At 68.3% G+C, this 23,198-nt stretch carries 17 protein-coding genes; 6 read left to right on the top strand and 11 right to left on the bottom strand.

All coding sequences use genetic code 11. The annotated features are described in order from the left end of the window. Positions 1–24: 24 nt before the first annotated feature. The 4 genes from G3N92_RS03460 to G3N92_RS03445 are packed head-to-tail and all read right to left on the bottom strand — an operon-like array spanning position 25 to position 10,341. Entirely contained in the window at positions 25–5,736 is a 5,712-nt protein-coding gene (locus G3N92_RS03460; RefSeq protein WP_206126049.1) for a type I polyketide synthase, read from the bottom strand. Between the two features lie 33 nt (positions 5,737–5,769). Beyond that, a complete protein-coding gene (locus G3N92_RS03455) occupies positions 5,770–8,019 on the bottom strand; it encodes an AMP-binding protein (RefSeq protein ID WP_206126048.1) in 2,250 nt (749 codons plus the stop codon). Positions 8,020–8,067: 48 nt separating this feature from the next. Beyond that, on the bottom strand, positions 8,068–9,597 hold the full coding sequence (locus tag G3N92_RS03450) for an AMP-binding protein (protein WP_206126047.1): 1,530 nt from the start codon (positions 9,595–9,597) through the stop codon (positions 8,068–8,070). A 12-nt stretch (positions 9,598–9,609) separates the two neighbouring features. Next, entirely contained in the window at positions 9,610–10,341 is a 732-nt protein-coding gene (locus G3N92_RS03445; RefSeq protein ID WP_241014563.1) for an iron-containing redox enzyme family protein, read from the bottom strand. A 194-nt stretch (positions 10,342–10,535) separates the two neighbouring features. Between G3N92_RS03445 and G3N92_RS03440 the strand changes: the two genes are divergently transcribed. The 6 genes from G3N92_RS03440 to G3N92_RS03415 all read left to right on the top strand — a co-directional run bounded on the left by G3N92_RS03440 (position 10,536) and on the right by G3N92_RS03415 (position 16,424). Continuing rightward, positions 10,536–10,817 (top strand): acyl carrier protein, encoded by a 282-nt coding sequence (locus G3N92_RS03440; protein ID WP_206126045.1) that lies wholly within the window; start codon positions 10,536–10,538, stop codon positions 10,815–10,817. Further along, positions 10,817–12,316: an alpha/beta hydrolase gene (locus G3N92_RS03435; protein ID WP_206126044.1), complete on the top strand. Its 1,500-nt coding sequence runs from the start codon at positions 10,817–10,819 to the stop codon at positions 12,314–12,316. Before G3N92_RS03440 ends, G3N92_RS03435 begins: the two co-directional genes overlap by 1 nt. A 155-nt stretch (positions 12,317–12,471) precedes the next feature. Then, on the top strand, positions 12,472–13,500 hold the full coding sequence (locus G3N92_RS03430; RefSeq protein WP_206126043.1) for a cysteine synthase family protein: 1,029 nt from the start codon (positions 12,472–12,474) through the stop codon (positions 13,498–13,500). A gap of 5 nt (positions 13,501–13,505) precedes the next feature. Continuing rightward, on the top strand, positions 13,506–14,168 hold the full coding sequence (locus tag G3N92_RS03425) for a GNAT family protein (RefSeq protein ID WP_206126042.1): 663 nt from the start codon (positions 13,506–13,508) through the stop codon (positions 14,166–14,168). After that, positions 14,165–15,121, top strand: a complete 957-nt coding sequence (locus G3N92_RS03420; protein WP_206126041.1) for an amidohydrolase family protein — start codon at positions 14,165–14,167, stop codon at positions 15,119–15,121. The genes G3N92_RS03425 and G3N92_RS03420 overlap by 4 nt, the downstream gene beginning before the upstream one ends. After that, positions 15,114–16,424 carry a cytochrome c peroxidase gene (locus tag G3N92_RS03415; RefSeq protein ID WP_206126040.1) on the top strand — a complete coding sequence of 437 codons (1,311 nt, stop codon included), beginning with the start codon at positions 15,114–15,116 and terminating at the stop codon, positions 16,422–16,424. The genes G3N92_RS03420 and G3N92_RS03415 overlap by 8 nt, the downstream gene beginning before the upstream one ends. Positions 16,425–16,426: 2 nt before the next feature. Here the strand turns inward: G3N92_RS03415 and G3N92_RS03410 are convergent, their stop codons facing one another. From G3N92_RS03410 to G3N92_RS03380, 7 genes are all read right to left on the bottom strand, one after another. Continuing rightward, complete coding sequence (locus G3N92_RS03410; protein ID WP_241014562.1) at positions 16,427–16,870, bottom strand: RidA family protein; 444 nt, start codon at positions 16,868–16,870, stop codon at positions 16,427–16,429. Positions 16,871–16,887: 17 nt separating this feature from the next. Further along, on the bottom strand, positions 16,888–18,183 hold the full coding sequence (locus G3N92_RS03405) for a hypothetical protein (protein ID WP_241014561.1): 1,296 nt from the start codon (positions 18,181–18,183) through the stop codon (positions 16,888–16,890). Beyond that, on the bottom strand, positions 18,180–18,962 hold the full coding sequence (locus G3N92_RS03400; RefSeq protein WP_206126039.1) for an outer membrane lipoprotein-sorting protein: 783 nt from the start codon (positions 18,960–18,962) through the stop codon (positions 18,180–18,182). The genes G3N92_RS03405 and G3N92_RS03400 overlap by 4 nt, the downstream gene beginning before the upstream one ends. A gap of 105 nt (positions 18,963–19,067) precedes the next feature. Continuing rightward, entirely contained in the window at positions 19,068–20,213 is a 1,146-nt protein-coding gene (locus tag G3N92_RS03395; protein ID WP_206126038.1) for a DJ-1/PfpI family protein, read from the bottom strand. Positions 20,214–20,273: 60 nt separating this feature from the next. Next, the gene (locus G3N92_RS03390; RefSeq protein WP_241014560.1) at positions 20,274–20,747 is read right to left on the bottom strand and encodes a FixH family protein; all 474 of its coding nucleotides are present in this window, start codon (positions 20,745–20,747) and stop codon (positions 20,274–20,276) included. Further along, positions 20,740–22,134, bottom strand: a complete 1,395-nt coding sequence (locus G3N92_RS03385; RefSeq protein ID WP_206126037.1) for an FtsX-like permease family protein — start codon at positions 22,132–22,134, stop codon at positions 20,740–20,742. Before G3N92_RS03385 ends, G3N92_RS03390 begins: the two co-directional genes overlap by 8 nt. Then, positions 22,131–22,835 carry an ABC transporter ATP-binding protein gene (locus G3N92_RS03380; RefSeq protein WP_206126036.1) on the bottom strand — a complete coding sequence of 235 codons (705 nt, stop codon included), beginning with the start codon at positions 22,833–22,835 and terminating at the stop codon, positions 22,131–22,133. The genes G3N92_RS03385 and G3N92_RS03380 overlap by 4 nt, the downstream gene beginning before the upstream one ends. Positions 22,836–23,198 lie beyond the last annotated feature (363 nt).

Raw genomic sequence — 23,198 nt, 5'->3', positions numbered from 1 at the left:
GATCCCGGATGAATTCGATCGAACTCACAGTTCTCCCCCTTCCATGTCGATCGCCAGCGCCGGCTGCGGCGCCGCGACCTCGGTATGTGGATGATCCCCGTGCGCCGCGGCACGCGCGCCGGACAGCGTCGCCAGCGCACTGACGACGACGTCGTCGAGCGTCGCCCCTTCAAGCAGCCGGCCGAACGGGATGTCCACGCCGAGCTGGCGGCGCAGCGCGCTGCGAAATTCGCCGGCCATCAACGAATCGAGCCCGAGTTCGATCAGCGGCCGATCCGCGTCGAGCTGCCCGACCGGGGTGCGCAGCGTCGTGGCGATGTCCCCGAGCAGATGCTCGCGCAGCAACGCACGGCGTGCCGGGGCGGGCGCCGCGAGCACGCGATCGCGCAAGCCCTCCGCCCGCGCCGCGCCGGCCTGCACGGGCCCGGGGCCGCGCAGCAGCGGCCCGAGCAAGGCGGGCAGCGCGGGGCTCGAACCGCGCGCGGCGAGGCGTTCGGGATCGACGCACCAGACCAGCGACTGGCCCGCCGGCTCGCCGATCAGCGCGGCGAGCGAAACCAGCGCCGCATCGGGATCGAGTGCGCCGAGCCCGTAGGCGGCAATCCGCTCGCGCTGCCTCGCGTCGAGCTGCTCGGCCATGCCCCTGCCGTCCCAGAGCCCCCAATTGATCGTGTGTCCGGGCCGGCCGGCCGCTTGACGCTCGTGCATCAAGCCATCCATCCACGCGTTGGCGGCCGCGTAGGCGCTCTGCCCGGGCGAGCCGATACAGGCGACGATCGAGGAAAACGTCACGAAGGACTTGAGCGGCAGGTGGGCCGTGGCGCGATCGAGATGCCGCGTGCCGGCCACCTTCGGCGCCAGCACACGCCGCACCGCGGCAGCGGGCTGACTGTCGAGCAGGCCATCCTCGAGCACCCCCGCGGCGTGCAGGATGCCGACCAGCGGCGCCTGCCGATCGGTCCCGATGCGCTCGACGAGATTCACCACGTCGCGGTAACAGGCCAGATCGGCGGACTCGAACGCGAGTTGCACGGCGTGCGCCTCGGCAAGCTCGCACAGCCGATCGCGCAATGCCGGGTCGGGCAGCCCCCGGCTCACGGCAACGACCTTCGGCACGCGCTGGCCGATCAGCCATTCGATCAGCCGCACGCCGATGGCGCCGCGCCCGCCGGTAACCAGATAGGCGCCGGACGCCAGCGGCACGGGCGCCTCCAGCGGCCGCTCGACCAGACGCGCGCCATGCACGGCGGCACCGCGTACCGCGAACTGCGTCTCGCCGATGCGAGACGCCGCGCTGAGCGCCGCCAGCGCGCACGAGCAGGCCTCGCGATCGGGGCCCGACAGATCGGCCAGCGCGACGTGCAACGGCCCGCTTTCGTGCATCAGGCTGCGCACGGCGCCCCAACCCGCCGCCTGATCCGGTTCGACGCGCGCGCTCGACCCGGGCAGCGCCAGCGCGCCCTGCGTCAGCACGCCGATCCCGACATCGCACGACGCCCAGTCGATCGCCTGCACGATGCGCCACCAGGCCGCGAAGCGGCGTTGCGCATGCAGCGCCTCGGCCAATGCCGCCTCGGGCGAGGCCGCATCGTCGTCGTATCGATTCGCTGCACGCGGCCAGACGTACAGCAGCATCAGACGCCCGGCGCCAGCGCCGGCGGCCACGTGCGCTTCGCACGCCTCGCGCACGCCGGCCAGCCACGCATCGTCATCGAATTCGAAGGCCTGATCGGCATCGGCATCGGCATCCGCACCCGCATCGCTCACGCGCGCGGGCCGGGAAGCCGGCACGCAATGCACGGGCCAACCGCTCTCGCGGCAGCGCTCGAGCAACCCGGCATCGAGCGCCGAGCCGCCGGCAAACAGCGTCCAGCGCGCCGGCAGATCGGCGGGCTCGGCCGCGAGCGCGATGGCCGGCCAGTCGATGCGATGATGCGCGACCGCCAGAGCGGCCGGTGGCGCGTCCGACACGCCGAATGCGCGCGCATCGACGGCGGCCAGCGTCAGGCGTTCGATCGATGCGAAGCAGGCGCCGTCATCGTCGTAGAGCCAAATATCCGCCTCGATCCGCCCTCGCCCCGGTCGCACACGTACCGCGCACCATGCAGCGAGGCGTTCGGCACACGGCCGGACGACGATGCGGCCCAACGCGACCGGCACATGGGCATGCCCCGTACCGGTGTCCCAGACCGCCGCGGCGACGCTCTGGAACGCGCAGTCGAGCAAGGCCGGTTGAACCACGCCCGCGGCGAGCGCGCGATCGTCGGCGGCAAGCTCGATGCGCGACAGCGCGCTGAGCTCCCCTCGCACCAGTTGCCGGATCGAGCGGAATGCACCGCTGTAGCCGAGGCCGAGCTCGGCCAGACGGGCGTAGAACGCCTCGACCGGCAAAACCGACGTGCATTGCACGTGCCACCCGGCAAGCGGCGGCGCGTCCGCGCATTCGTGACCGTGCGCACCTGCCGCCGCGCCCGCTTGCGCCGTGCTGTGCCGCACCCAGGCGGGCGCGTCGGCCTGGATCGGCCGGGCGTACACGGCAATCCGCCAAGCGGTATCCACATCGCCGCCGGCTTCGGACTCCACCACGGTGCCCAGCGCAAACGCCGCGTCGCGGCGTGTCAGCCGCAGCGCGCGTTCGAACGTCAGCGCTTGCGCCGCGATCCAGCCGTGCCCGGCCGAACCCTGCGCCGCGGCCTCGCCCGATCGCCCGCGCCGCACGGCGTCGAGCGCCATATCGACGAATGCCGCGGCCGGCGCAACCCAGTGCCCCTGCACCCGATGTCCGTCGAGCCAGGGATCGGCTTCGATCGCGAACCGTCCCTCGTATCGTTGCGCCCGGCTGTCGGGCAGTTCCAGTCGGGCGCCGAGAAGGCCGCCCGATCCGCCGCCCGGCGCCACGCCCATCGCGCCCGACAGCGGCCTGGCGCGTGTGGCCGGCACGCGCGGGCCGACCCAGTAGCGCCCTTCATCGAGCGGGTAAGGCGGCAGCACGAGCCGGGGCAGCGTGGCGGGCCGATTCAGCGAACGCTCGTACGCCGTCCAGTCCACCGGCCACCCCGCCTCGTACAGGCTCGCCAGCGCGAGCAGCAGCGTGTGCGCCTCCTGCTGCGGCGCGCCGAGCGAGCGCAACACGCAAGTCGGCCCGGCCAAGGCGCCGGCCGCACGGGCCTCGATGCACGCACTCGCGAGTGCGACGAGCGTGCCGCCCGGGCCGATTTCGACAAACGTGCGGATCGCGTCGTCGAGCAAGGTGTCCATGCCGGCGCGAAACGCCACCGGCGCACTCACATGTTCCACCCAGTAGCGCGGATCCAGCAGACGCGTCGTCTCGAAGCCTGCCGAAACGTTGGACACCAGGCGGATGCGCGGCGCGTGGAACTGCACGCTGGCCGCCACGTCCGCAAAGGCCGCCAGCATCGGCGCCATCGCCGGGGAATGGAACGCCCGCGTGACGTCGAGCGCGCGGGTGGCGACGCCCTGCTCGCGACAGCGCCGGGAGAACGCCTCGATCGCCGCCGGCTCGCCGGCCACCACCGTGTTGGCCGGGCCGTTGTCGGCGGCAATCGCGACGGGCCCGTCCGATTCCGCCGACGCCGCGATCCAATCCTGCACGTCCTGCGCCGAGGCCAGCACGGCCAGCATCGCGCCCGCCCCGGTGAGCGTCTCCATGAGACGGCCGCGCGCGACCACCAGCCGGCAGCCGTCCTCGATCGAGAACACGCCCGCCACACAGGCCGCGGCATACTCGCCGATACTGTGTCCCATCAGGGCGTCGGGCACGACGCCCCAGTGCATCCAGAGCGTCGCCAGCGCAAGCTCCACCGCAAACATCGCGGGTTGGGTGTGACGCGTATGGTCGATCCGAGCCTGCTCGTCCCCCCACAGCACGTCGACCAGCGACAGCTCGCCGAGCGCCGTGACATGCCGGTCGCATTCGTCGAACACCTCGCGAAACACGCGGTATTGCCGATAACAGGCCTTGGCCATGTCGATGCGCTGCGCGCCCTGGCCGGTCATCAGGAAGGCCAGCCGGCCGGCGCCGGCCGGGCGCGATTCGAGGGACGGGATCGCTTGCGCACGCGATTCGAGCGCCTCGATCAACGCCTCGCGCGAGCTCGCGACCACGGCCGAACGGTGGCGTTGGGTATCGCGCCCGGCGCGCAGCGCAAAACCGTAAGCGGCCGGCGAAATCGTGCGGTCGGCCTTCAGTTGCGTGGCGCAATCCGCGATCGCACGCGTCAGCAACGCCCCCGAATGCGCCGATACGGGAAAAATGTCCGGCGGCGTCGCGACGTCCTCGTCGGCGGTCCACGACGGCGGCGGCGCCTCGCCGTCGTGGCGCGACGCGGCCTGCCATGCCTCGACGATCAGATGCCCGTTCGTGCCGCTCATCCCGAAGGAGCTGATGGCCGCGACGCGGGCGCCCTGGCGTGCAGACGGCCAGCGCATCGGCTCGGTGACCACGCGGATCCCGTTACGGGCCCAATCCACGTGAGCCGTCGGCGTGTCGCAGTGCAGATGACGCGGCAGTTCGCCATGCTGCAACGCGCACACGAGCTTCATCAGCCCGGACACGGAGGCGGCCGATTCCAGATGGCCGATATTGGTCTTGATGCTGCCGACGTAGAGCGGATGCGCGCGCGCCACATCGCGGCAATAGACCTCCTCCAGCGCTCGCAGCTCGATGGGGTCGCCCAACGGCGTGCCGGTGCCGTGCGCTTCGACGTAATCGACTTCGGCAGGCGATATGCCGGCGCGAGCCAGCGCCGCGCGAATCACCTCGCGCTGCGCCGTCCCGTTTGGCGCCGTCATGCCGTTGCTGCGGCCGTCGTGGTTGAGCGCCGAGCCGCGGATCACTGCGCGGATCGGCCGGTGCTGCGCGATCGCATCCGACAGGCGCATCAGCGTGAGCACGCCGCATCCCTCGCCGCGCACGTAGCCATCCGCCGCGGCGTCGAAGGTGCGGCAGCGGCCACCCGGCGACAGCGCCTGCAGCTCGCTCAGCGCGATCGTCATTTCCGGCGACAGCATCAGATTGACGCCCCCGGCCAGCGCCACGTCGCTTTCCTTCGCGCGCAGGCTCTGGCAGGCCAGATGCACCGCGACCAGCGACGACGAGCAGGCCGTGTCCAGATGCAGCGCGGGCCCGTGCAGGCCGAACAGGTACGCGATCCGGCCGGCCGCGAACGGCCGCGCGGTGCCGAGCGAGGTCTGCGCATAGCTGAACTCGTCGGCGGCGTGCTCGCTGATGCGCGCATAGTCGTCCACCGAGGAGCCGACGAACACGCCGGTCTGACATGCCGCGAGCGTTTCCCGCGTGAAACCGGCATCTTCGGCGGCGCGCCAGCTGCATTCGAGCAGCAACCGCTGCTGCGGATCGATCCGCGCCGCTTCCCGTGCCGAGATGCCGAAGAAGGCCGGATCGAAGCGATCGACGGCGTCGATGAAGCCACCGTGGCGGCTGTAGCTCGTATCCGCACGGCCCGGACGCGGATCGTAAAGCGCGTCGGTCCAGCGCTCCGGCGGCACCTCGCCGATGGCATCGGTGCCTGCCGCCAGCATGGCCCAGAGTTCGTCGGGCGAATTCACGCCGCCCGGCAAGCGGCATCCCATGCCGACGATCGCGATCGGCTCGCCGCTGTCCGCGCGGCTGGCTTCGAGCTCGCGTCGGAGCGACTCGATCTTCAACAGCGCCTGTTTGACAGGCGTAAGCCCCATGGCATCGGGCTGATTCATGCTGTTCACTCCGGAGTTGTCGGGCAGGCCGACTCAGCGTTGCAGTTCCTTGAGCAGCAGGGCTTGCGCCTCGTCGTCCGAAAGCGAGGCGAGTGGCGCGGCGGGCTCCGCACCCGCGTGCGGCTCGAGCGCCGGCAGCCCGGCCGCGGCGGGCGAGCCGCTCCCGGCGCCCGCCAGCACGGCCTGAGCGCCGGGCAGCGTCGCAAGATGCGCCGCCAGCTCGGCCACGTTCGAGCAATCCCACAACACGGCTGCCTCGAACGACAGGCCCACCGCCTGCTGCACCTTGAGCGCAAATTGCAGGGCCGTCATCGAATCGAAGCCCATCGCGACCCAGGGCGCCGTGCGCGGCACCTGCGCATCGGGAATCTTCAGGTGCGTGGCCGCCGTGCGCACGATGCGGGCCTCGAGCTCGCGCACCAGCAGTTGCGCCGGCGTGGCGGGAGCCGTCACGACCGCCGGCTCGGGCTCGCTCGCCCCCACCAGCCCGTCCTGCTCGGTCCAGCTCGCGACGGCGCGCAGCTCGCCTTGAAGGTAGGCGCGCCGGCACAGACTGCGCGCGATCTTGCCGCTGGAGGTTTTCTCGATGGTGGCCGGTTCGACCAGCACGATCGCATGCGGGGTGACGCCAAAATCGTCGCCCACGGCGATGCTCATGGCGCGCAACGTCGCATCGACGTCCATCGTGCGACGTGCGGTACGGCCCACCTCCTGAATGATGACCAGGCGCTCTTCCCCGCCGATCATCACGCCGACCGCCGCGCCGCCGCCACGGCGCAGCGCCGGCACGGCGTCCTGCACGCACAGCTCGATGTCCTGCGGATAGACGTTGCGGCCCCGGATCACGAGCATGTCCTTGAGGCGGCCGGTCACGTAAAGCCGGCCGTCGACGAGCGCGCCGAGATCGCCGCTGCGCATGAACGCACGCGCATCCGCCGCCGTGTCGTCGGTCTGGCCGGCAAGGCGCGCGCCGAACGTCTCGAGGGTGGCCTCCTCGCGGCCGTAGTAACCCGCGCCGATCGCGCCACCGCGAATCCAGATCTCCCCGACGTGCGACGCGTGCGCCACCGGGCGGGCGTCGCGCCCGACGATGCGAATCTCCGTACCGGGCGCCGGAACACCGCACGACACCAGGCTCTTGGCCGGCGCCAGCGCATCGTGCGCCGGTTCGATCACACCGGCCGCCAGCCGCGCACCGTCGACATCCAGAAAGCTCGGCCCCGCCCCGCGACCGACGCCGGTCACCAGCAAGGTGGCCTCGGCCATGCCGTAGCACGGGTAGAACGCCGCGGCGTCGAACCCGAACCGCGAGGCGGCCTCGATAAAGGTGCTCACCGTCTCGCGCTGGATCGGCTCCGCGCCGCAGAACGCCACGCTCCAGCTGGTCAGGTCGAGCGGCTCGTCGGGCGCGCTGTCGGCAAGCGCGGCCGCCGCCAGTTGATACGCGAAATTCGGTGCGCCGGAGGTGGTGGCACGATGGGCAGAAATGGCACGCAGCCACCGGCCCGGCTGCTGAATGAACGCCACGGGCGACATCAACACCACGCTTACCCCGACCGAGGCGAGCTGCAGCAACAGCGACAGGCCCATGTCGTGATACAGCGGCAGCCAGGACAGCATCCGCGTGGCCGTGTCGTGCCCCATCATCGCGGCAATCGAACGCTGATTGTCCAGAATGCTCGCGTGCGTGATCATCACGCCTTTGGGCGTGCCGGTCGAACCGGACGTGAACTGCAGAAAGGCGGGATCGGCGCATCGCGGGACGAACGGCTCCGGATGTCGCACGGCGGCCTCCACCATCTGCTCGTACGTCAGGAACGCGCATCCCGTGAACATCCCCTGTGCTTCGCGCAGGCTGTCGAGCGTCGCCATCGAGCCGGCCGGTGCGACGATCGCACGGGCGCCGCAGCTCTCCACGATGGCCTGCAGCTTTTGCCACTGCGAGAGCTTGCGCGCCTGCTGCGGGTGATAGGCCGGAACGGCAACACGGCCCGAGGCCAGGCACGCATAGAAGGTGCACGCGAATTCGGCTCCGCTCGGCAACAGCAGCAACACGCGCTCGCCTGGCGCAGTCAAGACCGACAAGCCGGCTGCCACGCGCAAGGTCGCGTCGTACAACTCGCCGAAGCTGAATTCGCGCTCGATCGCCTCGCCGTCGCGAAGGATCGTGAGCGCCGTACGATCGGGGCTGCGCTCGGCGTGGGACGCCAGGGTTTCGATCAGAGACGACGGTTCGTGCGCAAGCCCGAACGCGTCGGATAGGGGATTCTGGACGGGGGTCATGAGAGCTCCGACGCAACGTGCGCCGCCCAGCGGCGGCGCCGTTCGCATTTATTCGGGTGAGCTGAAGGTCGCCGCAATCGCGCGCCGGTTCAGTTTCAGGTTGGGTGTGCGCAGACCATTCGCGATGCTGAATTCGCTACCGGTAAAGACGAGATCGACCAGCTTGCGTTGGGCCGGCAGCGCCGCATTCACCTGCGCGACATGCGCCCGCAATTCGCCCAGCACGGCCGCGTCGGCATGGTGCCGCGTTCCGATCACCGCGCGAAGGCCGGGCGCCGTGCTGCCCATGACGACGGCCACGTCGATGCGCGAATCTTGTTGCAACATCGCCTCGATCGGCTCGGGATGAAATTTCTCGCCGTTGCTGGAGATGATGGCGTCCTTCTTTCTGCCGACGACACGCAGGAAACCATCGTCGTCGAATTGGCCGATATCGCCGGTGGCAACCGCATCCGCCGCAACGAACGTCGCGAGGCGATCTTCCTCCGAGGCCTCGAAGTATCCGAGCGACAGCAGGGCATCGCGCTTCACGATGACCTCGCCCTCCTCCGTGAGCGACACGCTTGCGGCCTCGGCGGGACGCCCCACCGAGCCGAGCCGCACGCTGCCGGGCTTGTTCCAGGCCACCATGCCGGCTTCCGTGATGCCGAATGCTTCGTATAACGTAATATCGTGACGCCAGAAGAAATCGAGGGTGGCGCGACGGATCGGCGCCATGCCGGTCACCATGTATCGGATCTTTCCGCCGGTCAACGCCGACAGCCGTTCCGTCAGGCGTGCCTCGCGCTGCGCATCGGCCTTGCCCACGCCGGCGCTCGCCAGCGTCTGCAAGGTTTCGTAGACGATCGGCGGCGCGATCAGGAAACTCGGCTGGTACTGCTTCAGGCCCGCGAACAGCCCCTGAAACGGCACCGATACGAAATCGATGCCGTAGTACAGGCAGAAGTAGTAGATCATCCGTTGCTGGTAATTCGCGAACGGCAGAAAGGTCAGGAAGCGTTCGCCGTCGGCCACGCCGAATGCATCATGGTACAGGTCGATCAGATGCTCCGTGCCCCGCGCGCTCATGACCAGGCCCTTGGTCTTGCCGGTGGTGCCCGAGCTGAATACGAGCGAATGCGTATCCGGCGCCTGCGCCGCCACATCCTCGCGCGCCTCCGTGGACGCGCACACCGCGACAGGCGACGGCGCCGCATCCAGCAAGACGGTGTTGGCCGGCAAGCTGGCCACGCCGTCGGATCGATCCAGCCACGCCGCGTCGATCGCCAGCAGGCTCAGGCCGTAGCGTTGAATCAGCGTGTCGCAGGCATCGGCGCCCCGTTCGTTGGGAAATGCCACCGACACGCATCCGAGCTCGATACAGGCCAGATCCCACACCATCCATGCATAACCGGCCGGCCCCGCGAGCCCGATGCGAGCGCCGGGACGCAATCCCAGCTGCCCGACCCATTGGGCGGTCGCGATGACATCGCGGTGCAGATCCTGAAACGAACGCACGCATTCCGCACCGTCCGGCGCGGCGAACACGAGTTGTCCGCGATGGGCCGCCAGGCGGCCAACGATGTCGCCAAGCTTCATGAACGCTCCTGCTCAGGCATCGAGCGCGGCCGATTCGGCCTGCGCATCGGCGGCGTAGTATTTCTGCGCCGCGCTTTCGTACATGTTCCAGAACAGCTTGCAGGTATGACGTACCGAGAAGAGCGCCTCTTCCTGCATGCGTTCGGTGGTGCAGAGATCCGCAACCAGCGAAATGCCCTCGGCCACATGCGCGACATCTTCCTTCTGATGCACCGAGAAGAACCGCGTGTCGTTCTCGGACAGGCCATAGCATTGGGCCAGGATCGTGTGGCGCGCATCGCCGGCACGCGTCTCGAGGCTCTGCCCTTCGCTCGCGATCATCACGGCAGCGGCGCCGATGTGATAGGTGCCCGCACCCTTGCAGTTCTCGAGGCGGTAGTCGATCAGCTCCTGCGTCGCGGCCGACGGCGTCCACGCATCGCGCTCCTCGTCCGAGATGCCCTGCGCGCGGATGAAATCCTCCATCAGCTCGACGTGGTTCTTGGTCTTGGAGAAGCGCCCCGTTTCCTCCTCGAACAGGTTATAGAGCAGACGGCGCTTGTGATCGGGGAACGGGCAGCGGAAATAGAGGTTCTCGATGTACTCGAGGAAGTAGCGCGTGATCTGATACCCCTCCAGCGAGATGATCTTCAGGAGTCGCCAATTCTTCTCCGGCGTGAACAACTCCTTGAAGATCGGATGATCGAGGGTCAGTTGCTCGTCGAGCGTGGCGCGCAGCGTGCGAGCAAACTCGGGTTTTTCCATGGGCAAAGCGAGTGCTGAAGACATGGTAGGCGATCCATTCGATGGGGTAAGCGCAATGTAATGGTCGTTGAACCGCTTGAAACCTGTCCGTTCGGGCGATGTCGGAGCCCGGCGTGAAAACTGTACGGCAGTGCAGGTTTCAGCACGCGCGCCATCGGCTATAACTGCGACGGTCACTCAACCAGGAGCCGCCGATGGAACAGGAAACCCACGTCTTCGACGTCGTCGTGGAAATCATCACCGAGATCGTCGCCATAGAAGTCGCGCCGGAAATGATCACGCCGGCCATGTCGCTGACCGCGGATCTGATGCTCGACTCGATCTCGTTGCTATCGTTGATCGCGCTGGCCGAGGAACGTCTGGCCATCAGTTTTTCGGGGAGCACGAGCCGTGTCGCCGAACTCGACACCGTGGGCGACGCGGTCGCGCTGGCCAGCGAGCTGGTCCAGGCTCAGGCTCAGGCCGAGGCATCGTGATGCCGGACGCCACGCCTGTCTCGCCGACTGCGCCGATTGCACCTATTCGGCTCGCCGATCCGCTCGCGGCGCACGTCGTTGCTCACAGCCCGCCGCCGCCGGCCTGGCTCGACGATGCCATCGACGCGATCCTCGACGTGCTGCTCGAGGTGCAGCGGCGCAACCCTGCCGCGTTCCGCCAACAGCCGCTGCGGCTGTCGAGCGCGCGCGATGCGCGGTGGCCGGTTTCGGCAACCGGCATCGACTGGCCCGCGCTGGTGCGGTGCGTCGCCCGCCTCTGCGAGATCGACGTCGTGGAATCGGCTCAGGGCGTCACGGCGGATGGCGTCGCGACCTTGCTCGCCGACGCATGCCGCGACGTGTCGCTGCGCCATGGCATCGCCGCTGCCCAGGACGCGCCGTCGAGCGAATCGCCCCGCATCGCCGCGCGCCTGCCCGACGAATCCGGATTCAACCAGGCCGAGCCGGTGCGCATGCGCGTGGCGGCCCGGCTCGCCGACGAAGCCTCGCGCGCCGCGCCGCGCTACCTCGATCTGCCCGATCTGGATCGCGTCACCACCGCGAGCGGACAGCCCTATCTGCGCTACCGCCGGGGCGCCACGCCGGTGCTGCTGCTCAATGCATTCGGAATGCCGCACGATGTCTGGAGCCGGTTCGCCGCCGCGCTCCCGGACGATCACGCGGTCTATCTGTTCGACGACGCGGACAGCGGCGGCGGCGATGCCGGGTTCACGCGCGTCTACTACGCCACGCCTGACGCGCCGGCGCGTTTCGCACACGCGGTCCGCGAGTTGATGGCCAACGAGTCGCTCGATTCACTGCACCTCGTGAGCTGGTGCGGTGGCGTACGCTACGCGCTCGAGCTGGCACGAACCCTTCCCGGCCGGATCGCGTCGATGAGCTTTCTCGCGCCTTCGTTCGCCGGCGCCGCCGCGGGCGTGGGCCAGGACTCGGCCTACGAGACCAACCTTCACACCATGGCCAAGCTCGTCAATCGCATGCCACAGGCGGCGAACAGCATGGCGGAATCGATGCGTGCGCTGCTCGACAAGCAGGCGGCGCCCGGCGCCGCGAGCGACGATGCAGCGCTTTTCTCCCAGCCCGATGCCAACACCCGGCATTGGCTCGGGGCGCCGTTCGCATCGGCGTCGAACATGGTCGAGTACAGCCGGCAGCTGGCGGCGTTCCGCGAGCATGCCGTCGAGACATCGATCGGCCCGGCACTCGGGCCGGTGCCTTGCCTGCTGATCACCGGCGAATATGACGAAATGACGTCGGCGGCGCGCGCCCACGACCTGTGCGACGGGTTCGCCAACGTCCAGCGCTTCGTGCTCCGGTTCGGCGCTCACCAGATGATCCATCAAAACGCGGCCTTGCTCGCCGCGTTCGTCTCCGCCTTCATCGCCACCGGCGACACACCGAGCCCCTTGCCGTCCCGCGTCGTCCGGTCGGAAACGGAAAAGACGCGACCGGACGACGTGGAAACCGGGGAACTGTAGGCCGGATCGGAACACAGTCTGCCCGTTCGGACAGCTAACGGGTTGAATCGCGTCCACTACAGTGAAACCAGCGTGCCGCCACCCGCGGCGGCCGCCTTTTTTCCTTCCCTGCCCGCCTCGCGGGCACGAGTCATCATGACGCCCGGAGATGCTGAATGTACGCAAATAGCCTTGTCGAACTGATCGGCGATACGCCGCTGCTTTATCTCAAGAGCCTGTCGGACGAGCGCCGGCGGATTCGCGTCTACGGAAAGCTCGAGTGCTACAACCCGGGCAACAGCGTCAAGGATCGCAGCGCATTGCAACTGCTGCGTCAGGCCGAGCTCGATCATGGCCTCCGCCCGGGGTGGACCGTGGTCGAATCGACCTCGGGCAACATGGGGCATGCGCTCGCGATGCTCTGCGCCACGCACGGCTACCGCTTCATTTGCGTGCTCGATCCGAAAACGCCGAAGACCAACGCCAACCTGGTGCGCGCGTTCGGCGGCCAGGTGGAAATGGTCGAGCAACCCGACGAAACGGGCAGCTTCCAGAAGAAGCGCATCGCGGTGGCCCGCGCCATCGCGGCCAGCCGGCCGAACTGCATCAACCTGGATCAGTACAACAACCCGGCCGCCATCGATGCGCACTACTATTCAACCGGCCCCGAGATCGTCGCGCAGCTCGCGCATCGCGTGGATACCGTGATCGTCTCCGCCAGCACGGGCAGCCATCTGAGCGGCATCGCCCGCTACGTGAAGGAGCGCAATCGGGCCACGCGCGTGATCGGCGTCGAGCCGGAGGGCTCGGTGGTATTCGGCGGCACCTATCGGCCGCACCTGCAAAACGGCGCCGGGCTGAGCTTTCGTCCCGGCAACATCCAGATGCAGTTCGTCGACGAAACCGTTCGCGTGACCGATCGCGACGCGTTCCTCGGCTGCCGGCGGCTCGCGCTCGACGAGGGGCTGCTGCTGGGCGGCTCGTCCGGAGCGATTGCCCAGGCGGCCCGCCGCCATCTGGCGCACATCGACGGGCCGGCCAATATCGTCCTGATCCTGCCGGATAGCGGCACCAAGTATCTCGACACGATCTACGACGACCAATGGCTCGTCTCGCACGGCATGCAGGACGTCATTCATGCCGCGTCGCAAGCGGCCCCCCATCCCGCCACGGCCGACCATCACCCCACCCTCGAGGCAGTCTGACCACCATGAGCACCCCGATCGACGCATTGCGATCCGCCGAGGCCGGCGTCGCACACTACACCATGACGTTCGAGCGCCACGCCCCGAGCGTGGTCGCCTATCGCTGGGTCGAGACCATCGATCCCCTGCTCGGCGAGCGGATCATCGCCCTGATGCGGCACACGACCGAAGGCGCGCCGATTATCGGCTTTGCCGAATCGATCAGCGATCGCGAGGCCGCGGACTACCTGATCGAACTGCAAGGCAATCTGGCGGCGCAAAAGGTTCGCCTGCTCGCCATCGAGATCGGGACGGATACGCTGATCGGCCTGTGCACGCTGCGTCGCAACCTGAACCCGAACAACAGCCATCTGACCGATCTCGCCAAGGGCATGATTCATCAGGATTTCCGCGGCGGCGGCGTGTTGCCGGCCGCGTTCGTCGAAATCGCGCTGCGCTGCGAAGCGGAGGGGGTCGATATCGTGACGCTCGACGTGCGCGCCGATACGCCCGCGCATCGCGTCTGGAAGCACTTCGGTTTCGAAACGTGGGGCGTGCTTCCCGACTATGCGCGCGCTCAGGGCAGCGTGCATGCCGGCCACTTCATGATGCAGCCGGTGGCCGCGCTCAAGGCGCGCGCACTGGGCATGCTCGAGGCGCGCATCGGCGGCCCGGTGGCGACATCATGAGCGAGCCGGTCTATGGCGGCCCGATTATCGACAGCCACTGTCACGTCGCGTCGACGCGCTTCATCCCGCTCGCCTTTTTCGACGGCCTGTGCCGCAATGTGCAGTCACGTCTTGCCGCCAACGGCATCAAAAAAACGCACGCCGAACTGATCGAATCCTTTTGCCTGCAGGCTCAGGATCACGAGGCCGATGCGCTGCTCGGAGAGATGACCTCGGCCGGCATCGACGAGGCGGTCCTGCTGCTGCCCGACTTCACGTTCGTCATGCAGAGCGAACTGAGCATTGCCGAAATGTACGCCGAACATGCCCGCATTCTGGCTCGCCACGCGGGGCGCTTTCACGTATTCGGCGGCATCGATCCACGCTGGGGGAACGACGGCGTGACCCTGTTCGAAAAGGGCGTGACGGAATATGGCTTCGCCGGACTCAAGCTCTATCCGCCGTGCGGCTACAGCCCCAGCGATCGCGCGCTCTACCCGTTCTACGAGCTGTGCCGCGCACATCGATTGCCGGTGCTGCTGCACATCGGACCGACGAGCCCGACGCTGGAGTTCGCCTATGCGCACCCGGACCTGCTCGATCGCGCGGCATTCGATTTTCCCGACGTGAACTTCATCCTCGCGCACGGTGCGGTCAATCACGTCGCGAGTTGTACACGGCTCTGCGCCTACCGGCCCAATGTGTATCTCGACGTCAGCGCCTTTCTGGGCTCGCAGCATCCGCAAGGATGGCGCGCCGCGTTGGCCGAACTGTTCCGGATGAACATCAATCACAAGATTCTGTTCGGTACCGACTGGCCGGTGTTTCGGAATTCGGGCGGCCATCGCAAGGTCATGGATCAGTTCCTGGCCAAGGACGGCCCGCTGGCCGGCGTCTCCGCGCAGCAGCGCGGCTGGCTGATGGCCGGCAATGTGCGCACGCTGCTGCCGGCCCGGCAGACCGCCGATGCGTGAAGACACGCCGCGGCCTCACCGCACGCGCCGCGCCGGCAAACGTCGCATCGAGCCTCGGCTGGTGTTCGGCGCCGTGCTCGGCCTCGCGCTCGGTTGGGCGGCCTGGTCGGCGCTGCCGCACGAAGCCGCCGATACCGGCCCCGATGGCTGGAACGCCGACGAGCGGGCCCTGCTCGGCACGCTCGCGCTGCCCGCGCAACGTCCGGCCATGCCCGATCCGAGCAATCGTGTCGCCGCCGTGCCGGCTGCCGCCGCGCTCGGCAAACGTCTGTTCTTCGATCCCCGCCTGAGCCGCGACGGCAAGATCGCCTGCGCCTCGTGCCATCTCCCGCAGCACCAATTCCAGGACGGCCGGCCGCTGGCGATCGGCCTCGGTATCGGCAAACGCCGCACCATGCCCGTGGCCGATCTGACCGGTGGCCCGTGGTTTTTCTGGGACGGCCGCAAGGACAGCCTGTGGTCGCAGGCGCTCGGCCCGCTCGAGGACGGCAACGAACACGGCGGCAACCGGCTCGATCTGGTGCGCGTGCTGGCCCGCCACTATCGCACCGATTACGAGGCGTTGTTCGGCGCATTGCCGGCATTGCCATCGACGGCACGGGGCGCCAGCCCGATCGGCACACCGGACGAGCGCGCGGCGTGGCAGGCGCTCGATGCCGCATCGCAGGCGGCCGTCTCGCGGGCTTTCTCGAACCTCGGCAAGGCGATCGCCGCCTACGAGAGCACGTTGCATCTGGCGCCCTCGCGTGTCGATACGTATATCGACGGCGTGCGCACCGGCGACCAACGTCAGTTGATGGCGCTGTCGCCGGCCGAAAAGGCGGGGCTGCGGGTTTTCATCGGCCGCGGTCAATGCATCACCTGCCATACCGGGCCGCTGCTCACGGATCGCCAGTTCCACAATATCGGGGTGCCCCCTCGCCAACCTGCGTCGCCCGATCCTGGCCGCGCCGACGGCGTGCACAAGGTGCTGGCCGACGAATTCAACTGCCGCGGCCCCTACAGCGATCAGCCGCCATCGCGTTGCGACGAGCTCGAGTTCATCGCCGCCGACGATCCTCAGTCGAGCGGCGCCTTCAAGACGCCTGGCCTGCGCAACGTCGCCGAGCGGCCGCCCTACATGCATGCCGGGCAGTTCGCGACGCTCGAGGCCGTGATGCGCCACTACGCCGAGCCGCCGGCCGCGGCCCTCGGGCACAGCGAGCTCAAGCCCGTGGCGCTGACACCCCTCGAACAGCAGCAACTGGTTGCGCTGATGCAGGCGCTCGCCTCCCCGCTCGCCGAACGGCCGCAGGCGCGCTAGGGTCAGGCGGCCACGCCTGCCCGGGGCGGCTGCCCGGCAGCGGTATCGCGTACGGCCGTCCCCATCACCTTGACCTGTCCGCCGAACGGCAACGCCGCAACCTGGTACACGGTACGCGCGGGCCGCCGGCCCGCCTCGAACAGCTCGGCAAATACTTCGTTCACTTCCGGCAACGCGGCCAGATCGACGAAGGCGATATCGACGAACACCAGCTCGTCGCGCCGGAAGCCCGCCGCCTCGAGTGCACGAAACAGATGGGCGAAAGCACGCCTCGCCTCCTGCGCCGGCGTGCCGCGCCGATACGCACCGGTGGCGTCGAGCGACAACTGCCCGCTCAGGTAACAGGTGTCGTTGACGACGACGGCATGGCTGATGGGCGAGGGCCATTGCGGTAGCCCGTCGCCCGTGCTGATGAATCGACGCATTGTGATGTCCTTGTGAGTCATGGCCCGGATCACCGGCCTCAGAAGTAATGCTTGACGAGCAGTTGCCAGAGCTGGCTCTGCGCGAGCGCGCCGAACTCGCTGAGACCGCTGCCCGACTGCCGCTGCCATTGCAGCGCCACATCGGTGCGCGTGAAGTGATAGCGCGCCTCCACCCAGCTCAGGCGGCTGCTGTCCGCCAGGTTCAGACGCAGGAACGCCGACAGATCCAGGTGCGGCACGCCCGCATCCTGCCAGCGCAGCATGGTGAACACGGCATCGCGCGTGACCAGATCCTGCCGCATCGCCGCCGTGGTGCGGTAGGCCAGCAGGCCGGCCGCCGGGTTGGCTCGCAGCGCGCGCCAACCGGCCCGGTCCAGCGCCGCGCCGTCGCGGTCATATTCGAGGGTCAGCGACAGGTTGCGTGCGGTGGTGCAGGTCATGCCCGTGGCGAGCTTCCAGCGAAACGCCACGTCGCTGGCGGCGCGCCCCAGCGCACGTGCCAAGGTCGATGGGGCGCGCCCGCCGGACCACTCCAGGTAGCCGACACAGGCCTCGTTGAGCAAGTGGGTCAGGTTCACCCCGAACTGCGGCGAGCTGCCTCGCTCGCCGTCGTCGTACAGCAGCCACTGCGGAGACAGATCGGCGAACAGGCGCTGGCTCACGCTCAGCATCCATCGGTTGCGGGCATTGGTCGCGCCGAAATCGGGCGAATACGCGGCATCGGACGGCCCCTGCGCCACGCGCGGCGCATACATCGCCGACAGCGAACCGCCGCTCCAGAGCCGTTGGCCGCGCAGCATCACCGTGCCGAGCCGGTTTTCGCGCAGGCTGGCGGGGTCGACCGAGGTGATCGAGCGCACCGCACCGTCACGCAGATAATCGGTCGGGTTGAAGCCGGTGGCCACGCCGAGCCGGACGTTGACACGCCCGATATCGACGAGCGTCTGGCCATCGCGGCCCAGCTTGCCGCTGACGTACCACTCCTTGAGCGTATTGATCGCGCCCGCGTCGCCACTCAGACGCCCCGGCCCGTTCAGGTCGAGCCGGTCGGCAACGGCGATATCCCATCCATCCAGCAGCGAGCGGCGTATCGAGAAATCGCTCGACAAGCGCGTGGCGGCGCGTACGCCGTCGCCGGGCCGCTCGGTGGCGAATCGCAAGCCCGGCTCGAGGCTGAACTGATAGTGGGTACGCTCCACACGCATCACCGGGGTGTCGTCGGCAAGCGCCAGCCCGGCCTCCTCCGCGTCGTCCGCCCACACCGTGTCGGGCCAGCCCGAGAACAGCGCCCACGCCGCGCATGCGCGATATGCCAGCCGCTTCAGCCTGATCATTCCGGCTGGAACTGAGGCAGGTAATCCTGCTGGAACCAGGCGTCGGGAATCGCACGCGCCTTGAATTCGCCATACCGCATGACGGTCACAAGGTTCGGGTTGAGCCCGTCGATGATGACGATTTCGGTCGGACGCGTGGCGCCGAGCTGAGGCTGATACCGTCGATAAAACGCCGTCTTCAGCAACTTGCCGCTCTCGCTGTAGAAGCGCGCCTTGATCGGCCGCGAATCCGTTGCGTCCAGCCACATCTCGATCGCGTGATAGGTCATATCGGGCGCGCTCGCCTCGAGCTTCAGGCGGTATGCCTGGCGCTTCTGCCGATCGCCATCCTGAATATCCTCTTCGGCCTCGAATGAAGCACGATAGCCGTGCGCGAAATTGACGGTCACCACATCGCCGTTCGACGCTTGCCCGAGCAAGCGCTGCTGCGGCGAAATACGGATGCTCGCCTTGCTGGCGGGATCGAAGAACCACAGGTCGCTGCCGGTCTTCAGCATCAGCTTGTTGGCATCGCGCGCCGGCGCGGCGAAGCGGATCAGGCTGCGGAACTGCCCGGAAACCGGGTTGATGCGTGAATAGGCGGTCAGCGCATTGGCATCGGTCTGCTTGCCATCCGTGTACTGCGTGAGCGTCACGTTCAACGAGAACGGTTCGGACGGATTGCGTACCGCATCGCTGTCGGCGAGCAGACGCTGGGCATCGGGGGCGGCGTGCGCGATGCCGCACACGGCCAGGAGCGCGGCGCCGAACGTGCGGCGGCCTGCTGAGAAGCTGAGCATGAGGGAATCTCCCGGTCAGGCAGGAACAGTGTGCGACGCCCGCACCGCATGGCCTGGGCCGCGGCGGCGGGCGGGTGGGACGGCGGAAGGCGGCGGCCGGTGCGCTCAGTACCCGGGGTACTGCATCTGCAGCGCGACCCAGGCCGCCGTGCGCGGCCCGAACGAGCCCGACACGGCGTTGAGCGCCTGGTCGAGCGCCAGCAGCGGACGACGCGTATCGGGCGCGGCCAGCATGCGCGTGGGGGCATCCACGCCCGCCACGCGATCCGGCACGATCGTCAGGCCGCGCCGGGTGCGCAGCGGCTCGCGATTCTGCGCGACGGTGTAGGCCGTGGAGCGAAAGGTGGTCGAATAGACATCGGCTTCCAGCACCAGGGCGATCTCGTCCACGCCAGGCGCAATCGGGATGCCGACGTCCTCGTGCGACCAGAATTTCACGTAGTTGGTCGCGATCGTCATCATGGCCGGAAAACCGAGCCGGAAGCTGCCTCCGGCGATCTCCGAGGACCACGCCGGCCGTCCCAGGCGCTCCGCCACCTTGCGTGCCTGTTCATGCCCGGCAATCGCCTCGACCAGGGCCAGCGAGGCCGGAATGGTGGCGGTCACGCCGGTGGTGGTGACCACCTTGCCATCCGCCACATAGCGCTTGTCGTCGACCCAGCGCGTATTCGGGAATTTCTTGCGCAGGTCGCCCATCGAATACCAGTGTCCGGTTGCGCGGCGATCTTCCAGCAAGCCCGCGCGCGCGACCACCCACACCCCGTCGCACACCCCGATGATGGTGGCGCCCTTGCGCGCCTGCGCGGCCACCCAGGCGATCAGCGTCGGATCCTCGTCGCGATGCACCGCGGGCACGATCACGTAGTCGGCGCCGTCGGGCAGACGCGCATCGAACTGCGCCGTGGTTTCATCGGGCAAGACGTTCATCGGGGCGGGGAACATCCGGATCGGGCCCGGCTTGGTGGCCAGCGAGACGACGTCGGCGGCGGCCGATTCCTTCAGGATGCCGTACGGCACCACGTAGTCGGTCAGCTCCGTGTAGTAATTCTCGCCCACCACCGCGACAACCGGGCGGGCCCGGCCGAAGCGCGGCTGGTAAGCCGGCAGGCGATCCGCCTCGGACGGCGTGATCCGCGCGGGGAAGCTCAGGCCGGAATCCCCGTCCGTTGCGGCGGTCTGCGCGAGTGCGCCCGCGCCCCCCATCAGCGCCACCATCAGCGTCATCAGCCAAGCCATCACCTTCGTTTGCATCGCGCCCCTCTCGATCGATAAAAAATGTACGGGGTGCGACGGCCTGGCCGCCGCACCGGTTCAACTCGCGGCCGGCGGCAGGATCACATTGATCGTGACAGCGTCGCTGCCGATCGGCGAATGCACGCCCAGCCGAATCTCCCACCAGCCCGTCATGCTGAATTTCATGCCCTGCAGCGCATAGAGACCGTCGCTTCCGGCGGGCACGACACGCGGCCGCGTCGGCAGGCCGTGCCCGTGTTCCGGCATGCCGCCATCGACGCTGATCGTGGCGCCGTCGACAGGCGCCCCCGAGCGCGACGTCAGGCGGATCCGCCACGTGTGGATCCGATTCAGCGGCAGAGGCGCCGCCGGCGGCACCAGGCTCACGCGGTAAAGCCCGTCGCGCGTGCTGCGCGAGAGCGACAGATCCAGATCGGCCGGCCGCCCGCGATCCGGCGAATGACAGCCCGCAAGCGTCAGGCCGAGCACGGCGGCGCCCAGCAGACGGATCGAGAGACGGCGGCGATGGCCGGTGCGCGGGCGCTCACGCATAGCGCAGCGCATCCACGATGTCCATGCGCGAGGCACGACGCGCCGGCAGCAGCGCGGAGAGCATCGACACCACCAGCAAGCCGGCCGCCGTGCCCAGGATCAGATCGTTTTCTCCCCACACGCGAATGATCAGCGGTACGGGCGAGCGCCCCGGCGGCGTCCAGGTCAGACCGGCGCTGTTGATCGCACCGGCAAGCGCCGCCGCGCTGATCACGCCGAGCGCCGCGCCGCAGACGCCGAGCAGCAGGCCCTCGCACAGAAACAGCCGGCGCACCCCCGCGCGGCGCAGGCCCATGGCGCGCAACGTGCCGATCTCGGCCGTGCGCTCGAATACCGCCATGCTCATGGTGTTGCCGACCGTAAACAAGACGATGGCCGCAATCAACAGCGCGACGAATCCGAACAGCGTCGAAAACATGGCGAGCGCCTGCCCGTAGAACGGGTTCAGCGTCGTGTAGTCCACCACTTCCATGTCGTCGGCCGAGAAGTGTGATTTCAGCAACGCATCCAGGCGCGCCTTGGCAATCGGCAGATCCGCCGTATGGCGCAGTTGCACCACGATCGCCGTGGCCTTCGGATGCGCCGCGCCATACACGAGCCGCTGAGCCTGTTCGAGGTGCAGCCCCACGTACATGTCGTCGTATTCCTTGATGCCCTGCTGTTCGGCCTTCAGCACGGTCAGTGCGGCGACGTTGGGCGCCCCCTGGGCCGTGGCGGCCAACAGCTCGATCGTGGCATCGCGCTCGCGCGCCGGCCCGCCGCCTTCGCGGCCCGTGGCGCCAGCCAGTTGCGCGATGTCGTCGGGCAGCGCCGGAGCCTGCGCGCCCGCCGCCTCGACGTGCGGCGCACAACCGCTGAGCTTGAGCGGGCCGCAAAGATTCAGCACGCGCGCCAAACCGGTGCCGACCACGGCGGTATCGATGCCGGATCCCGTCAGCGCCATCTGCGGCACCGTCACCGGAAATCGGTAATCGTTCCAGGCGCGCATGCGGTTCTGGTCGTCCACGCGCACGCCAAGCGCAAGCGCGGTGCGCGACAGGCCCTGACGGAAGTTGCCGGCAATCCCCTGCAATTGCAGGGTCGGCGTCACCACCGTCAGCATCGGGGCGAGCACCGGATCGGACTTCACGGCCTCGATCATCTCGGGATAATTGGCGATCCCGTAGGCTGACGGATTGCCGCTGCCGAATTCGTAGTAGCCCTTTCGTTCGATCTGTAAATGGCCGCCGTATTTCACATAGTCGGTCTGCAGGCCATACGTGATGTTTCGCGTATATCCGCCAAACAGCAACACGGCATGCGCGCCGACGATCATCGCCAGCAGCGTGGTGATCGAGCGTCGGCGGTTTCGCAACAGGTTACGCAGCGCGAGCGAGAGCGTTTTCATGCGTACTCCTTCGTCGGGGTGGAGGCCGTATTGATCCGGCCGTCCGCGATATGGATGACGTCGTCGCCGGCCGACAGCATTTGCGGATCGTGCGACGAAATCACGAAGGACACCTGACGCTCGCGCTGCAGGCGCCGCATCAACGCGATCACGGCCTGCCCGGTGCCGCTGTCGAGATTCGCCGTGGGCTCGTCGGCCAGCACCAGGGCGGGCTCCCCGATCAACGCACGCGCCACCGCGACACGCTGGCGCTGGCCGCCCGAGAGTTGTCCCGGTCGATGGGCGGCCTTGTCGGCCAGCCCGACCGCGTCGAGCATGTCGCGCACGCGCCGGCTGCGCTCGGTCGCACTGATCCGCGTTCCGGCCAGCAGTAACGGGTATTCGACGTTCTCGTGCGCGGTCAAGACCGGCAGCAGATTGAAGTTCTGGAAGACGAAGCCGAGATGCCGCGCGCGAAAATCCGACAGCGCATCGTCGGACAGGGACGTCACGTCGTGCCCCGCCACCAGCACACGCCCGCTGTCGGGACGATCCACACAGCCGATCAGATTCAGCAGCGTGGATTTGCCGCTGCCGGAGGCGCCGGCGATCACGGTCAGGCGTTGCGGGCGAACGCTCAGATTCACGGCGCGCAGCGCGGCGACCTTCACGGAACCCAGCAGGTAATGCTTCTCTACGTCTTCGAGGATGACGGCGTTCATGATCTCGGGATAGGCGTGTGGACAGCCCGGCAAAGGCGCGAGCAAGGGGTGCTGCAAGGGCAACTACGGTGCGCAGGATAGCAAGCCGTCGAATGCCGCGAACCTGTTCGGTTGGGCAGCCCTGCGCCGCTGGATGGGGCGCGCGACGCGCGCGCGCGGGCCCTGGGCCGAGCCGATCGCGCTCGCATCACATCAGGATCCGTTCGATGCCGCACCGATTCGCCTGGTCGACGTAATCCGCCATCCAGTTCTCGCCGAGCACGTTGCGGGCGATCTCGACGACGATGTAATCGGCGTCGATGTTGGCGTCCTCGTTGTAGCGCGACAGGCCCTGCAGGCACGACGGGCAGCTGGTCAGGATCT

This window comes from Burkholderia sp. Ac-20379 (assembly GCF_017104645.1).
Classification (GTDB): domain Bacteria; phylum Pseudomonadota; class Gammaproteobacteria; order Burkholderiales; family Burkholderiaceae; genus Burkholderia.
The sequence above is the reverse complement of the archived record's forward strand: the minus strand, read 5'-3'. Positions and strand labels throughout refer to the sequence as shown.